Annotated in this window: 10 protein-coding genes; all 10 read left to right on the top strand. The window is 61.8% G+C overall.

Translation table 11 applies throughout. The features are described from left to right. Positions 1 to 138: 138 nt before the first annotated feature. The 10 genes from AAIS01_RS05080 (at position 139) to glgX (ending at position 14,644) form a co-directional block, all read left to right on the top strand. Positions 139 to 585: a DUF411 domain-containing protein gene (locus tag AAIS01_RS05080; RefSeq protein WP_343468075.1), complete on the top strand. Its 447-nt coding sequence runs from the start codon at positions 139 to 141 to the stop codon at positions 583 to 585. After that, the gene (locus AAIS01_RS05075) at positions 585 to 1,019 is read left to right on the top strand and encodes a YqaA family protein (RefSeq protein ID WP_343468074.1); all 435 of its coding nucleotides are present in this window, start codon (positions 585 to 587) and stop codon (positions 1,017 to 1,019) included. Before AAIS01_RS05080 ends, AAIS01_RS05075 begins: the two co-directional genes overlap by 1 nt. A gap of 85 nt (positions 1,020 to 1,104) precedes the next feature. Beyond that, complete coding sequence (locus AAIS01_RS05070; RefSeq protein ID WP_343468072.1) at positions 1,105 to 2,136, top strand: alpha/beta fold hydrolase; 1,032 nt, start codon at positions 1,105 to 1,107, stop codon at positions 2,134 to 2,136. Positions 2,137 to 2,147: 11 nt separating this feature from the next. Next, positions 2,148 to 3,113, top strand: coding sequence for a D-2-hydroxyacid dehydrogenase family protein (locus AAIS01_RS05065; protein WP_343468070.1), 966 nt, complete (start codon positions 2,148 to 2,150; stop codon positions 3,111 to 3,113). Between the two features lie 559 nt (positions 3,114 to 3,672). Next, positions 3,673 to 5,244: a glycogen synthase GlgA gene (glgA, locus tag AAIS01_RS05060; protein ID WP_256232908.1), complete on the top strand. Its 1,572-nt coding sequence runs from the start codon at positions 3,673 to 3,675 to the stop codon at positions 5,242 to 5,244. 7 nt (positions 5,245 to 5,251) lie between these two features. Further along, positions 5,252 to 7,054, top strand: a complete 1,803-nt coding sequence (gene treZ / locus AAIS01_RS05055) for a malto-oligosyltrehalose trehalohydrolase (RefSeq protein WP_343468069.1) — start codon at positions 5,252 to 5,254, stop codon at positions 7,052 to 7,054. Further along, on the top strand, positions 7,051 to 9,129 hold the full coding sequence (malQ, locus tag AAIS01_RS05050; RefSeq protein WP_343468068.1) for a 4-alpha-glucanotransferase: 2,079 nt from the start codon (positions 7,051 to 7,053) through the stop codon (positions 9,127 to 9,129). Before treZ ends, malQ begins: the two co-directional genes overlap by 4 nt. Next, positions 9,126 to 11,912: a malto-oligosyltrehalose synthase gene (locus tag AAIS01_RS05045; RefSeq protein WP_343468067.1), complete on the top strand. Its 2,787-nt coding sequence runs from the start codon at positions 9,126 to 9,128 to the stop codon at positions 11,910 to 11,912. Before malQ ends, AAIS01_RS05045 begins: the two co-directional genes overlap by 4 nt. A 20-nt stretch (positions 11,913 to 11,932) precedes the next feature. Beyond that, positions 11,933 to 12,274, top strand: a complete 342-nt coding sequence (locus AAIS01_RS05040) for a DUF2934 domain-containing protein (RefSeq protein WP_343468066.1) — start codon at positions 11,933 to 11,935, stop codon at positions 12,272 to 12,274. A gap of 210 nt (positions 12,275 to 12,484) precedes the next feature. Continuing rightward, on the top strand, positions 12,485 to 14,644 hold the full coding sequence (gene glgX / locus AAIS01_RS05035) for a glycogen debranching protein GlgX (RefSeq protein ID WP_343468065.1): 2,160 nt from the start codon (positions 12,485 to 12,487) through the stop codon (positions 14,642 to 14,644). Positions 14,645 to 14,820: the final 176 nt, after the last annotated feature.

Raw genomic sequence — 14,820 nt, 5'->3', positions numbered from 1 at the left:
GCCTGATGAGCTTGCACCGGACTTCGAAGCACCATCCCCCAACCTGACAATTCTGTAATCCTCCCCTCAGCCCACTGTCAGCTCACGCTCGCTACTCTGTTATCCTCCTCCCAAACCGTTCGACACGAGACTGTCCCCATGGCCAATCCCCTGCACCTGCTCGCCCTGAGCGCGCTTTTTGTCACCACTCTGGCCCAGGCCGCCGAACCGAACACCATTGACGTGCATCGCGATGCCAATTGCGGTTGCTGTAAAAAGTGGATTTCACATCTGCAGGAAAACGGCTTCAAGGTCAACGACCATGTTGAAACCGACATGAGTTCGGTCAAGCAGCGCCTGGGTGTGGCGCCAAACCTGCGCTCCTGCCACACCGCCCAGATCAATGGCAAATTCGTTGAGGGTCACGTCCCGGCCGATCAGGTCCTGGCGTTGAGCCAACGGGACGACCTGCTCGGCCTGGCCGCACCTGGCATGCCCATGGGTTCGCCCGGCATGGAAACGGCCGGCATGAGTGATGCGTATCAGGTGATCGGCCTGAAAAAAGACGGAACGCAAACCGTGGTGGCGGATTACCCGGCCCACTGATGGGCGAGGCGTACATCGGCTTGTTCCTGGCGGCATTCGGTGCCGCCACCTTGTTACCGCTGCAATCCGAAGCACTGCTGGTTGGGCTGTTGCTCAGCGAACGCTATGAAGTCTGGCTGTTGCTGGGAGTCGCCACCGTGGGCAATGTCCTGGGCTCGCTGGTGAACTGGTGGCTGGGCACACGCCTGGAGCAATTCAAGGATCGGCGCTGGTTTCCGGTCAGTCCGGCCCATCTGGACAAGGCCCGTGTGCATTACCAGCGTTATGGGCGTTGGTCACTGCTGCTCAGTTGGATGCCCATCATCGGCGATCCGCTGACCTTGGTCGCGGGGGTGATGGGGGAGCCGTGGCGGCGCTTTGTGTTGATCGTGACCCTGGCCAAAGGGCTGCGTTATGGCGCACTCGCCCTCGCGACCCTGGGCTGGATGGGTTGAACGTTCGCGCCTTTGGGTTGCCTGTGGTTAATGTCGCCATAATCGCGCCGCGCCAGGATCGGCCGGATGCCCAAAGGAGATGTCCATGTTGCGTTCCACCGCTCGCTGGTTACCGAGCCTGTTTCTGACCGCCGCCCTGCCGCTGTTCGCCCAGGCGGAAAACCCGCCTGAAGGCCCGGCCTATGGCCCGGAACTCCAAGGCTTCGAGTACCCCTACACACTCAAGCACTTCCCCCTCCAGTCCCAGGGCCAATCTTTGCAGATGGGCTACATGGACGTGCCGGCCCAGGGCGAGGTCAATGGTCGCACCGTGGTGCTGATGCACGGCAAGAACTTTTGCGCCGCCACCTGGGGCGACTCGATCAAGACCCTCAGCGAGGCCGGTTACCGGGTCATTGCCCCGGACCAGATCGGTTTCTGCACGTCCAGCAAGCCCGCTTATTACCAGTACAGCTTCCACCAATTGGCAACCAACACCCAGGCCTTGCTCAAGGCCCTCGGGGTGCAGAAAAGCATTGTGCTCGGCCACTCCACCGGCGGCATGCTCGCCACCCGTTACGCCCTGCAGTTCCCCGATCAGGTCGAGCGGCTGGCGATGGTCAACCCCATCGGACTGGAGGACTGGAAAGCCCTCGGCGTGCCCTACCGTACCGTGGACCAGTGGTACGAGCGCGAACTGAAACTCAGCGCCGACGGTATCCGCAACTACGAGCGCAAAACCTACTACGGTGGCCGCTGGAAACCGGAGTTCGAGCGCTGGGTGGACATGCTCGCCGGGCTGAACAAGGGGCCGGGGCACACACAAGTCGCGTGGAATTCGGCGCTGATCTACGACATGATCTTCACCCAGCCGGTCTATTACGAATTCAAGGACCTGAAAGTACCGACGCTGCTGCTGATCGGCACCTCCGACACCACCGCCATCGGCAGCGACATCGCGCCACCGGCCGTGAAAGCCAAACTGGGTCGGTATGACGTGCTGGGCAAGCAGGCCGCTCAACTGATTCCCCAGTCAACGCTGGTGGAGTTCGCCCATCTGGGGCATGCCCCACAGATGGAAGAGCCGGATCGGTTCCATCAGGCCTTGCTGGGCTGGCTGAACAAACCCACTCCCTGACGAGGTGTTCCATGGCGGTGCAAATAGCAGTCATCGATGATTGGCAGGACGTAGCACGGGATGTGGTGGACTGGTCGGTGCTCGATAGCATCGGCCAGGTGACATTTGTTCACGAGTACCCTGCCGACCGTGACACCCTCGCCGCGCGCCTGCACCGCTTCGAAGTGATCTGCGTGATGAGGGAACGCACGCCCTTCGATGAAGGCCTGCTGCGCCGCCTGCCCAACCTCAAGCTGTTGCTCACCGGCGGCATGCGCAATGCCGCCCTGGACCTCAAAACCGCCGCCGAGCTGGGTATCCAGGTATGCGGCACCGAAAGCTACAAGCACGCCGCCCCCGAACTGACCTGGGCGCTGATCATGGCCCTGACCCGCAACCTGGTGCAGGAGGCCAATGCCTTGCGCGCCGGCCTGTGGCAGCAAGGCTTGGGCGGCGACCTGCATGGCAAGACGCTGGCGATCCTGGGCCTGGGCAGCATCGGCACACGGGTCGCTCAGTTCGGCCAGGTCTTCGGCATGCGGGTGATCGCCTGGAGCCAGAACCTCACCGCCGAACGGGCCAGCGAAGTGGGTGTGACCTACGTGAGCAAACAGGAACTGTTCGAACAGGCGGACATTCTCTCAGTGCACCTGGTACTCAGCGAACGCTCCCGCGGTTTGGTGGATGCGCAGGCGCTGGGCTGGATGAAACCCGAGGCGCTGCTGGTCAATACCGCACGCGGCCCCATCGTCGATGAGGCCGCCCTGATCGACGCCCTGCGCGACAAACGCCTGGCGGGTGCGGCCTTGGACGTCTTCGCCGAGGAACCCTTGCCATCCGGGCACCCATTCCGAACGCTGGAAAATGTACTGGCCACACCGCACGTCGGTTACGTCACCCGGCACAACTATCAGAAGTTCTATTCGCTGATGATCGAAGACCTGCAGGCCTGGGCCGCCGGCCAACCAATCCGTCTGTTGACCCCGGCTGGCGACTGAACACGTCCTATGTGGGGCGGGCCCGCCCCCCACAGGAACAGCGTATTTCCAGTGCAATAAATGGCCACTAAAACGCCTCCATCTCACTCGCCCCCCGATGGTGCATCCCGCCATTCCATCGCGCACGCCGATGAAACAGCCCCTTCCCCATACACCCAATTCGTTTCCCGAAACTGCACTTCGTCGGTGCGTATGTCCCTTTGTCGCGTAAGACATTGCCGACAATAAACCTGATTGTCGGACAATTCGACGAAGCGCGCCGCACCGCTCTAGGTTCTGACCTAGACTGCCCAACCGGGGAGAAAACCGACCGGTCACCCAGACGAAAAAAAGTGGAAACTTTTCGCAACGGCGACAGGTCAGGTTAGAGGTAGGGCAACAACGGCTGGTGCAGTCCTTGCAAGTCCATGTAGCAGCCCTTTCACCTGATTCGCTTAACCGCATTGGGCAGCGTTTTGCTTACCTTGCGTAGCGCTTGTGCGCCTGGCCGCAGGATTCGGCCAATGAAACAACAGCTCTGGCGCTTGCCGGAAACAGATCGAGAAAATGGGAGAAATTTATGATCAGTGCTGCCTTGGAACCACAACAAGTCCGTTCTCAACTTCCGCCGGCGGCTGAATCGCCGACGGCACCGGTGCTGGCCACCGGCGGCAAGGCACTGCTCCCCGTCGTCAGGCAGAATCCCAATCGCAAGAAAGTATTGTTCGTCACCTCGGAGATCGCCGATCTGGTGAAGACCGGCGGCCTGGGTGACGTCTCGTCCGCCCTGCCCCGAGCCATGGCCGGCCTGCATGATGTCCGGGTGCTGATCCCCGGTTACCCGCAGGTAATGAACAGCGGCAACCCGATCCACATCATCGGTGAACTGGGCGGTCACGCAGCGCTGCCTCCTTGCAAGATCGGTCGTATGGACATGGCCGACGGTCTGGTGATTTACGTCTTGATCTGTCCGGAACTCTTTGCCCGTGAAGGCTCACCTTACGGCGCCAACAACGGTCGCGATTGGCCCGACAACCACATTCGCTTCGCCCGACTGGGCCTGGCAGCGGCAGACATCGCCGCCAACCTCGCCCAAATCCACTGGTGCCCCGACCTGGTCCACGCCCATGACTGGCCGGCCGGGCTGGCGCCGGCCTACATGCACTGGCGCGGGCAACGCACGCCGACCCTGTTCACCATCCACAACCTGGCGTACCAGGGCGTGGTCAGCCTGGCGTCCTGCCCAGAGTTGGGTATTCCGGAGCACGCCTTGCAACAGGAAGGCATGGAGTTCTACGGCAAGTTGTCGTTCCTCAAGGCCGGCATGGCGTACTCCAGCCACATCACCACGGTCAGCGCCACCTACGCCCAGGAAATCACCACCCCGGCATTCGGCTGCGGGCTCGACGGTTTTCTCGCGGCCAAAACCCAGCAAGGCTTGCTCAGCGGCATTCCCAACGGCATCGATGAGAGCTGGGACTCGGCCACCGATACGCACCTGTTCCGCCAGTTCGCCATGGGCGACTGGGAGGGCAAGGCAGTAAACGCTGCCCATGTGCGCGACCTGTTCGGCCTCGACGATTCCAGCGGCCCGCTGTTCGCCGTGGTGTCGCGCCTGGTGTACCAGAAAGGCCTGGACCTGACCGAAGCCGTCGCCGAGTTCATCGTCGAATCGGGGGGTCAGATCGCGATCATTGGTCGCGGCGAACCGGAAGAAGAGCAAGCCATGCGAGAACTGGCGCTGCGCTTTCCCGGCCGGATCGGTGTACGCATCGGCTTCAACGAAACCGACGCGCGGCGGATGTTCGCCGGCAGCGACTTTCTGCTAATGCCTTCGCGCTACGAGCCCTGCGGCTTGAGCCAGATGTACGCCCAGCGCTTTGGGTCGTTGCCGGTGGCGCGCAACACCGGGGGGCTGGCCGACACCATCGAAGACGGCATTACCGGCTTCTTGTTCGATGAATCTACCGCCGACAGCTACAAACTGGCATTGAGCCGGGCCTTCAAGGTCTTCGAGTTCCCGGACCTGCTCAACGCAATGCGTTGCCGGGCCATGTCGGCGCCATTCAACTGGTGCAAGGCCGTGGAACCCTACGCCGAACTCTATGAACAGCTAGTGGCCAAGTCACTGGGTAAATCGGCCAGACAATGAGGTAACAATGCCGTCAAGGACGCCTGAAACCTGGACCCATGGCGCGGTCATGCTCGATGCCGAGCACACCCGCTTCGCCCTCTGGGCCCCGGATGCTTTTTTTGTGAGTGTCGAACTCGACACTGGAGACTCAATACCGCTACTGCCCCAGGCCGATGGCTGGTTCATGATCCAGACCCGCTGCGCCGCCGGCACCCGCTATCGCTACAACATCGACGGCGAACTGGAGGTCCCCGACCCGGCGTCCCGCGCCCAGGCGGGTGACATTGACCGCCACAGCGTGGTGGTCGACCCTCATGCTTACTCATGGCGCCATACTCACTGGTCCGGGCGCCCCTGGCACGAAGCCGTGATCTATGAGTTGCACGTCGGCGCCCTCGGTGGTTTCCAAGGCGTCGAACAGCACCTGGCGCGTCTGGCTGGATTAGGGGTGACCGCCATCGAACTGATGCCGCTGTCGCAGTTTCCCGGTGACCGTAACTGGGGCTACGACGGTGTCCTGCCCTACGCTCCCCAGGCCTCCTACGGCACGCCCGAACAACTCAAGCACTTGATCGACAGCGCCCATGGCCACGGGCTGGCGGTGATTGTGGACGTGGTTTACAACCATTTCGGCCCCGACGGCAACTATCTGCATCGTTACGCAAAAGGCTTCTTCCGCGAAGACAAGCACACCCCCTGGGGCGCGGCAATTGACTTCCGACGCCGCGAGGTGCGGGACTTCTTTATCGACAATGCGCTGATGTGGCTGCTGGAGTACCGTTTCGACGGCCTGCGCCTGGACGCCGTGCATGCGATCGAAGATCCGGACTTTCTCCAGGAGCTGGCCGCCAGGGTGCGCGAACAGATAGATCCGGTTCGGCATGTCTGGTTGACCGTGGAAAACGAACACAACCAGGCCAGCCTGCTGGAGCACGGCTATGACGCCCAGTGGAACGATGACGGCCACAACGCGCTGCACGTGCTGCTGACCGGCGAAACCGACGCCTATTACGCTGACTATGCCGAAGAGCCAACGGAACAATTGGCACGCTGCCTCAGCCAGGGGTTTGTCTTCCAGGGCCATATCAACCGCCACGGCGAACCTCGGGGCGAACCCAGCGGCCACCTGCCCCCCAGCGCTTTCGTGCTGTTCCTGCAGAACCATGACCAGATTGGCAATCGCGCCCTGGGTGAACGCCTGCATCAACTGGCGCCGCCCCAGGCCCTGCAAGCGGCGACCGTCTTGTTGCTCTTGTCGCCGATGATTCCGCTGCTGTTCATGGGCGATGAAGTGGCGGCCCGCCAACCCTTTCTGTTTTTCACCAGCCATCACGGCGAACTGGCGGAGCTGGTGCGTGAAGGTCGGCGCAGCGAGTTCAAGGCGTTCAGTGCCTTTGCCGATCCCGAAAAACGTGAGCGCATCCCGGACCCTAACGCAGCCAATACCTTCGAGCTGTCGCGGCCTAGTCTGGAGGCGCAGCACGCTGAGCAACAAGCCAGTGAAACACTCTATCGACAACTGCTGAAAATCCGCCGTGACGTGATCGTCCCGCGCTTGCCCGGGGCCCAGGCCTTGGGTGCCGAAGTGCTGGGTCATGGTGCCGTCAGCGCACGCTGGCGCATGGGCGACGGCAGCGTTTTGCGCATTGACCTGAACCTCAGCGATCAACCGGTCAAGCATACCGCTCAAGAAGAGGCCGAGATTCTTTTCGAACATCCGGAGCACGCCATGGGTCTGTTGCAGCAGGGTGCCTTGGTGCCCTACAGCGCGCTGGTCAGTCTGACGCAAGCGGCAAACTTGCCCAACATCACTGGAGAGCGCCTATGAGCGATGCGCAACTGGAAATTCTCGCCGGCCGAGCGGGCCTGGCGGTTGACTGGATCGACGCCAACGGTCGGGCACAAAAAGTCTCGCCCGCCGTCTTGCGTTCGGTCCTCACCGGCCTGGGCCATCCAGCCGGTACCGCCCAGGAAATCGATGCCAGCCTGCTGCAATTGCAGCAGGATCAACACAATCACCAACTGCCACAGCTGATCACCGTCGATGTTGGCGCCAGCGTGGACTTGAGCCGCTACTTCGAAGCTGCAACGCCCTGCGAAATCCAGCTCGAGGATGGCGCGGTACTGAACCTGAACCTTGACGCGGATGCCAGACTGCCGGGGATGGTCCCTGTGGGTTACCAGCACGTCAGCATTGAGGATCAGCATTTCATCCTGGCGGTCGCGCCTGCACATTGCTATAGCGTGGCCGATGCCGTGGAGGATCCGACACCCCGTGCCTGGGGCCTGAGCGCACAGCTATACGCCCTGCGCCGCCCCGGCGACGGAGGTTTCGGTGACACCCAGGCCCTGGAGGAGTTGGTACGGGTCGCCGGCGAGCGCGGTGCCGATGCCCTGGCAATCAGCCCGATGCACGCGATGTTCAGCAGCGACACCGGCCGTTACAGCCCCTACTCACCGTCCAGCCGGCTCTTTCTTAACAGTCTCTATGCCGCGCCGGGCGCCATTCTTGGCGAACGCGCGCTGCGCGCCGCCATTGACGCCACCGGCTTGACCAATCAACTGCGCAACCTGGAAGAACAGCCGCTGGTGGATTGGCCCGTAGCAGCCCAAGCCAAACAGAAAGTCCTGCGCGCCCTGTACGACGGCTTCAGCCAGGGCGAGCACCCCTTGCATGAGGACTTCAGCAGTTTCCGCCATACCAGCGGCGAAGCCCTGGAAAACCATTGCCGCTTCGAGGCCCTACAGGCCGAACGCGCGGCTCGAGGAGAAAGCCTCGACTGGCGCCACTGGCCCGAAGAATGGCGCAACCCTCGCAGCGCGACGCTCGCGCATTTTGCTGAAGAGAACGCCGACGAAATCGGCTTCTACGCATTTTGCCAGTGGCTGATTACCCGATGCCTGGAGCGCGTCCAGAGCGCGGCTAAATCCAGTGGCATGGGCATAGGCCTGATCGCTGACCTGGCCGTAGGCGCCGATGGTGGAGGCAGTCAGGCCTGGAGTCGACAGGATGAACTGCTCGCCTCGCTGACCGTAGGCGCACCGCCGGACATCCTCAACCGCTCCGGCCAAGGCTGGGGCATCTCGGCGTTCTCGCCGGAGGGGTTGGTACGCAACGGCTTTCGCGCTTTCATTGAAATGCTGCGGGCCAACTTCGCCCACGCCGGCGGGTTGCGCATCGATCATGTGATGGGCCTGCAACGTCTTTGGGTGATTCCCAATGACGCCCCGCCCAGCGATGGTGCTTATCTTTATTATCCGGTGGACGACCTGCTGCGCCTGCTGGCCCTTGAGTCCCATCGCCATCAGGCCATCGTGCTGGGCGAAGACCTCGGCACCGTGCCTGAGGGGCTTCGCGAAAAGCTCAGCGCCCGGTCGATTCTCGGTATGCGCGTACTCTTGTTTGAACAGGACAATACCCATTTCAAACCCATCCTCGACTGGCCGGACAACGCACTGGCCACAACCAGCACCCATGATCTGCCAACCCTCAAGGGCTGGTGGCACGGCCATGATATCGACTGGAATGCCCGGCTGGACCTGATCGACTCCCACACCGAGATGGACTGGCGCAAACACCGGGCACGTGAACGCGAAGGCCTGAGCAATGTGTTGAACCAGGACCCGCAGAACTTTCGTGAAGAACACCAGGATACCGACGAGATACTCGACGCCAGTGTGCGTTTCCTCGGCCACACCCGTGCGCCGCTGGTGCTGCTGCCGCTCGAAGACGCCTTGGGCATCGACGAGCAGGCTAACCTGCCTGGTACGACCGATAGCCACCCCAACTGGCGGCGTCGTCTGACGTGGGACAGCCAGGTACTGCTGGATGACCCGGGCGCCGCCCGGCGTCTGGAAATACTCGCCTGCGCAAGGCTTCAGGCGAACGAGCGTGACCGATGAATCAAACGTTGATCCAACCTTTGCGGGCGACCCTTCGCCTGCAATTTCATAAAGGTTTCACCCTGGATGATGCCATCCGCCAGGTACCGTACTTCGCGTCCCTGGGCATCAGCCATATTTATGCCTCGCCACTGCTCAAAGCCCGCGCCGGCTCCATGCACGGCTACGATGTGGTCGATCCGACCCAGGTCAACCCGGAACTGGGCGGCGAAGCCGCGCTTCGACGGCTGGTCGCCAGCCTGCGTGAGCACCGGATGGGGTTGATCCTCGATGTCGTGTCCAACCACATGGCCGTCGGCGGCAACGACAATCCCTGGTGGCAAGACCTGCTGGAATGGGGACGCTTGAGCCCCTATGGCCAGTTTTTCGATATCCAGTGGCATTCTCCCGACCCCTTGATGGAGGGCCAACTGTTGCTGCCATTTTTGGGCAGCGACTACGGAGTCGCCTTGCAGGAAGGCACGCTGACATTACGCTTCGATGCCACGCAAGGCAGTTTCCTGGCCGAGCATTACGAGCATCACTTCCCTATCTGCCCCATGCAGTACGGCGAATTACTCAAACCTGCCGAAACGCTGCCATCGGAACAGGCCGAATCCCTCAGGGCGTTGGCCGAGCGTTTTACCACGCTGAACTACCTGACCGACGCCCATACCCTGGCCCGACCGCTGCAACTGGAGTTGCGAGAACTGGCCACCCAACCGGGCATCCTGGCCACCATCGAAGAGAACCTGCGTGCCTATGACTCCCGGCAACCCCAGGGCTTCGAGCGCCTGCATCAGTTGCTGGAACGCCAGAGCTACCGGCTCGCCAGTTGGCGCACGGCGGCGGACGACATCAACTGGCGGCGTTTTTTCGACGTCAATGAGCTGGGTGGCCTGCGGGTCGAGCGCCCGGCGGTGTTCGAAGCCACCCACGCAAAAATTTTCGAATTGATCGCCGAAGGACTGGTGGACGGCTTGCGGATCGATCACATCGACGGTCTGGCCGATCCTCGCGGTTACTGCCGTAAATTGCGCAGGCGCCTGGATTCGCTTTCGCCTTCGCGGCACCTGCCCATTTTCATTGAAAAAATCCTCGGCGACGGCGAAACCCTGCGTCGGGACTGGAACATCGACGGCAGCACCGGTTACGAGTTCATGAACCAGATCTCGTTGCTGCAACATGACCCGGCCGGTGCCGAGCCCCTCGCCCAATTGTGGAGTCGTCACAGCGAGCGGCCGGCGCACTTCATCGAAGAAGCCCGCCTGGCCCGTCAACAGATTCTCAATGGTTCCCTGGCCGGAGACTTCGAAAGCGTTGCCCAAGCCCTGCTTCAGGTCGCGCGGGATGACGTGATGACCCGTGACCTGACCCTCGGCGCCATTCGCCGCGCGTTGCAGGAACTGATCGTGCATTTCCCGGTGTACCGTACTTACATCAATCCACTGGGCCGCTCCAGCGAAGACGATGTGTTTTTCCGCCAAGCCCTGGAAGGCGCCCGACAAACCCTCAGCGAAGCCGACTGGCCGGTGCTCGACTACCTGGCCGACTGGCTCGGCGGCATGCCCTGGCGCAATCGCCCACGGGGCAGCCAGCGCAAACGGCTGCGCCATGCCTGCGTGCGCTTCCAGCAACTGACCTCGCCAGCCGCCGCCAAGGCCGTGGAAGACACCGCGCTCTATCGCTCGGCGGTGCTGCTGTCGCGCAATGACGTGGGCTACAACACCGAACAGTTCAGTGCCCCGCCGCAGGCGTTCCATGACGCCTGCCTCGAACGGCTGGAGCATTTCCCTGACAACCTGATGACCACCGCCACCCACGACCACAAACGCGGCGAAGACACCAGGGCGCGGCTGGCGGTCATCAGCGAACGAGCTGACTGGTACAGGGCGTGCGTGGAGCAGTGGCGCATGCTTGCACCCTCGCTTCGCAGCGACCCCGCCGCGCCTTCGGCCGGTGATGAACTGATCCTGTACCAGGCGCTACTGGGAAGTTGGCCGCTGGATCTGGATGTGCACGACCACACGGCGCTGGCCGACTACAACGACCGCATGTGGCAATGGCAACGCAAGGCTTTGCGCGAAGCCAAGTTGCAAAGCAGTTGGGCGGCCGTCAACGACGCTTATGAGCAGGCGACCCAGCAGTTCCTGGAGCGGCTGTTGCTCGGTGATGAGGGGCTGCCCCTGCGCAGCGCCATCGCGGAGGCGGTCCAGGCCATCGCCCCGGCGGGCGCCCTCAACAGTCTGGCGCAAACCTTGCTGCGTATGACCGTACCCGGTGTGCCGGACCTGTACCAGGGTGACGAGTTCTGGGATTTCAGCCTGGTGGACCCGGACAACCGCCGCCCGGTGGACTTCATGGCGCGCCGCGAGGCGATGCAAGCCCAAAGCAACCCGACGGAACTGGTAGACACCTGGCGCGATGGCAGGGTCAAGCAAGCCTTGATCGCCAGGACGTTGGCCATGCGCACCGAACACCCGCAACTGTTCCAACAGGGCCACTACCAGCCGCTTCGAGTGGTTGGCGGGCAGGCCGAGCGGGTCCTGGCGTTTATGCGTGAGCATGAGCAACAGCGGGCAATCATCGTGGTACCAATCCATGCAGCGCGCCTGCTGGAAAAAGGTGCCGTGCCGCGGGTGGCTGCATCGGACTGGGGCGACACCCGCCTCTCACTACCGTTTGCCCGTGGGGATGAAAAACTGAAGGGACTTTTTTCAAGCGTGGCAGTCACACCCCAAAGGGAGCTGATGGTCAGCGACGCACTGGGGGATTTCCCGGTCAATGTCTTTATCCAAACTTGAGTTCAGTCAGGAGCACTGCGATGAGTACCGACGATAAACGCATTCGTGAATTCGCCTATCAAATCTGGGAGTCCGAGGGTAAGCCCGCCGGGCAGGAAAAACGCCACTGGGAGATGGCCCGCAAACTTGCCGAAGCCGAGGCGCTGGCCCCGAGCAAACCCGCCAAAGCGGCCGGCAAACCCGCGACCAGCAAGGCTGATAGCGTGAAGTCCGGCGCGGCCAAGAGCAACGCCGCCAAGCCGGCCACCAAAGGCACGACGCCCAAAGCCAAGCCTGCGGCCAAACCTGCCGCTGTCAGCACCGCGGCGGAAAAACCTGTCGAGAAAAAACCACGAGCGGCGCGCAAACCGCCGGCTAACTGATCCATTCCTGACATCAGCCTCAAGGGCATGCGCCCCCGTTCTGACAAGGGCGCGTGCTGACGCCACACTGGGTCGAAGCCTGGATGCGCGGTGTCCATCAAAGGTGCCGCTACGCGGCACAGCGGGAGCGAGCGCCCTCGCCACAAACGAAACGAATTGATCTTAAGTGAACAGCATTGCCATATCTGTATGTCTTTTGCAGGAGCAACTATGACCCAACCAAAAAACACCACGCCGCCGCCCGTCATCGAGGCTTCGCGGATTCGTGAAGGGCTGCCTTTCCCGCTGGGTGCGACGTGGGATGGCCTGGGGGTCAATTTCGCGCTGTTCTCCGCTAACGCCACCAAGGTCGAACTGTGTATTTTCGATGATACCGGCGAAATCGAACTCGAGCGTATCGAGCTGCCGGAGTACACCGACGAGATTTACCACGGCTATCTGCCCGACGCCCACCCGGGGATGATCTACGGCTATCGGGTCTATGGTGCTTACGACCCGGAGAACGGTCATCGTTTCAACCCCAATAAGCTGTTGATCGACCCCTACGCCAAGCAATTGGTCGGCGAGCTGAAGTGGTCGGAAGCGCTGTTTGGCTACACCATCGGCCACCCGGATGGCGACCTGAGTTTCGATGAACGCGACAGCGCGCCGTTCGTGCCCAAGTGCAAAGTCATCGACCCGGCCCACACCTGGGGCAACGACCAGCGCGTCAGTGTGCCGTGGGACAAGACCATCCTGTATGAGACCCATGTTCGCGGTTTCAGCATGCGTCATCCCTCGGTGCCGGAGAACCTGCGGGGCACCTTCGCCGGATTGATGGTGGACGATGTGCTCGAGCACATCCGCAAGCTGGGTGTTTCATCGGTGGAGCTGCTGCCTGTCCACGCGTTCGTCAATGACCAGCATCTGCTGCACAAGGGCATGACCAACTACTGGGGCTACAACAGCATCGCCTTCTTCGCCCCGGACCCGCGTTACCTGGCCAGCGGCAAAATTGCCGAATTCAAGGAAATGGTTGCGCACCTGCACGAGGCCAACCTGGAAGTCATTCTCGACGTGGTCTACAACCACACCGCTGAAGGCAATGAGCAAGGCCCGACCCTGTCCATGCGCGGCATCGACAATGCCTCGTACTACCGGCTGATGCCGGATGACAAACGTTATTACATCAACGATTCGGGCACCGGCAACACCCTGGACCTGAGTCACCCGTGCGTGCTGCAGATGGTCACCGATTCCCTGCGCTACTGGGCCACGGAAATGCACGTCGATGGCTTCCGTTTCGACCTGGCGACTATTCTGGGTCGATACCACGACGGCTTCGACGAGCGCCACAGCTTCCTCGTCGCCTGTCGCCAGGACCCGGTATTGCGCCAGGTGAAAATGATCGCCGAGCCGTGGGATTGCGGCCCAGGTGGTTATCAGGTGGGTGGGTTCCCGCCAGGCTGGGTGGAGTGGAACGACAAATTCCGCGACACGGTGCGCGCTTTCTGGAAAGGCGACGACGGCCAGCTCGCCGATTTTGCCAGCCGCATGACCGCCTCTGGCGAGATGTTCAACCAGCGCGGCCGTCGCCCCTACGCTTCAGTGAACTTCGTGACCGCCCACGACGGTTTTACCCTGCATGACCTGGTGTCATACAACGACAAGCACAATGAAGCCAACGACGAAAACAATCAGGACGGCAGCAACAACAACCTGTCCTGGAACCATGGTGTCGAAGGCCCGACTGACGATCCTGAGATCAATGAGCTGCGGCAGCGGCAGATGCGCAACTTCTTTGCGACCTTGCTGCTGGCCCAAGGCACGCCGATGCTCGTCGCTGGCGATGAGTTCGCTCGAACCCAGCACGGCAACAACAACGCCTATTGCCAGGACAGCGAGATCGGCTGGGTCAATTGGGACCTGAGCGAGGATGGCGAGGCGCTGCTCAAGTTCGTCAAACGCCTGATCAAACTGCGCCTGACCTACCCGATCCTGCGACGCGGACGGTTCCTGGTGGGCAATTACAACGAAGACCTCGGCGTCAAGGATGTCACCTGGCTGGCTCCCGATGGCAGCGAGATGACCACCGAGCAATGGCACGACGGCCACGGTCGGTGCCTGGGCATGCTGATGGACGGGCGCGCCCAGGAAACCGGTATTCGCCGCAAGGGTGGCAACGCCACGCTGCTTCTGGTGGTCAATGCCCATCACGACATCGTGAACTTCCGCCTGCCGGAAGTGCCCGAGGGCAGCTTCTGGACATGCATGGTCGACACTAACCAGCCGAAGGTGCGTGGCCAGGAGCGTTTCGATTTTGACTACGAATACTCCGTCACCGGCCGCTCGCTGCTGTTGTTCGAGTTGCAGCGTGAAGAGGAGGAATGAACCTGCGGTAAACGGGTGAAAAAACACAACCGCAGGGACGCGGTTTGTTTACCCATTGAGCCCCCGCAGCAGAAAAACAGCATTCGCAACAACCTGTGGCGCGACGAATCGCCCAACATGATCAATACTTGTCGAGCGGTAGATTCCAGGATCGGAACATCGCAGATCGCAGTCAG

The sequence above is a fragment of the Pseudomonas halotolerans genome, assembly GCF_039581215.1.
GTDB classification, from domain to species: Bacteria; Pseudomonadota; Gammaproteobacteria; order Pseudomonadales; family Pseudomonadaceae; genus Aquipseudomonas; species Aquipseudomonas tehranensis.
Note: the sequence above shows the minus strand (reverse complement) of the source record. Positions and strands in the feature narration are given on the sequence as shown.

Bases quoted from the DNA above. Each gene is read 5' to 3' on its own strand.
- AAIS01_RS05070 (WP_343468072.1), top strand. From the start codon at position 1,105: ATGTTGCGTTCCACCGCTCGCTGGTTACCGAGCCTGTTTCTGACCGCC.
- AAIS01_RS05045 (WP_343468067.1), top strand. From the start codon at position 9,126: ATGAATCAAACGTTGATCCAACCTTTGCGGGCGACCCTTCGCCTGCAA.
- AAIS01_RS05040 (WP_343468066.1), top strand. From the start codon at position 11,933: ATGAGTACCGACGATAAACGCATTCGTGAATTCGCCTATCAAATCTGG.
- AAIS01_RS05065 (WP_343468070.1), top strand. From the start codon at position 2,148: ATGGCGGTGCAAATAGCAGTCATCGATGATTGGCAGGACGTAGCACGG.
- malQ (WP_343468068.1), top strand. From the start codon at position 7,051: ATGAGCGATGCGCAACTGGAAATTCTCGCCGGCCGAGCGGGCCTGGCG.
- glgA (WP_256232908.1), top strand. From the start codon at position 3,673: ATGATCAGTGCTGCCTTGGAACCACAACAAGTCCGTTCTCAACTTCCG.
- AAIS01_RS05080 (WP_343468075.1), top strand. From the start codon at position 139: ATGGCCAATCCCCTGCACCTGCTCGCCCTGAGCGCGCTTTTTGTCACC.
- AAIS01_RS05075 (WP_343468074.1), top strand. From the start codon at position 585: ATGGGCGAGGCGTACATCGGCTTGTTCCTGGCGGCATTCGGTGCCGCC.
- glgX (WP_343468065.1), top strand. From the start codon at position 12,485: ATGACCCAACCAAAAAACACCACGCCGCCGCCCGTCATCGAGGCTTCG.
- treZ (WP_343468069.1), top strand. From the start codon at position 5,252: ATGCCGTCAAGGACGCCTGAAACCTGGACCCATGGCGCGGTCATGCTC.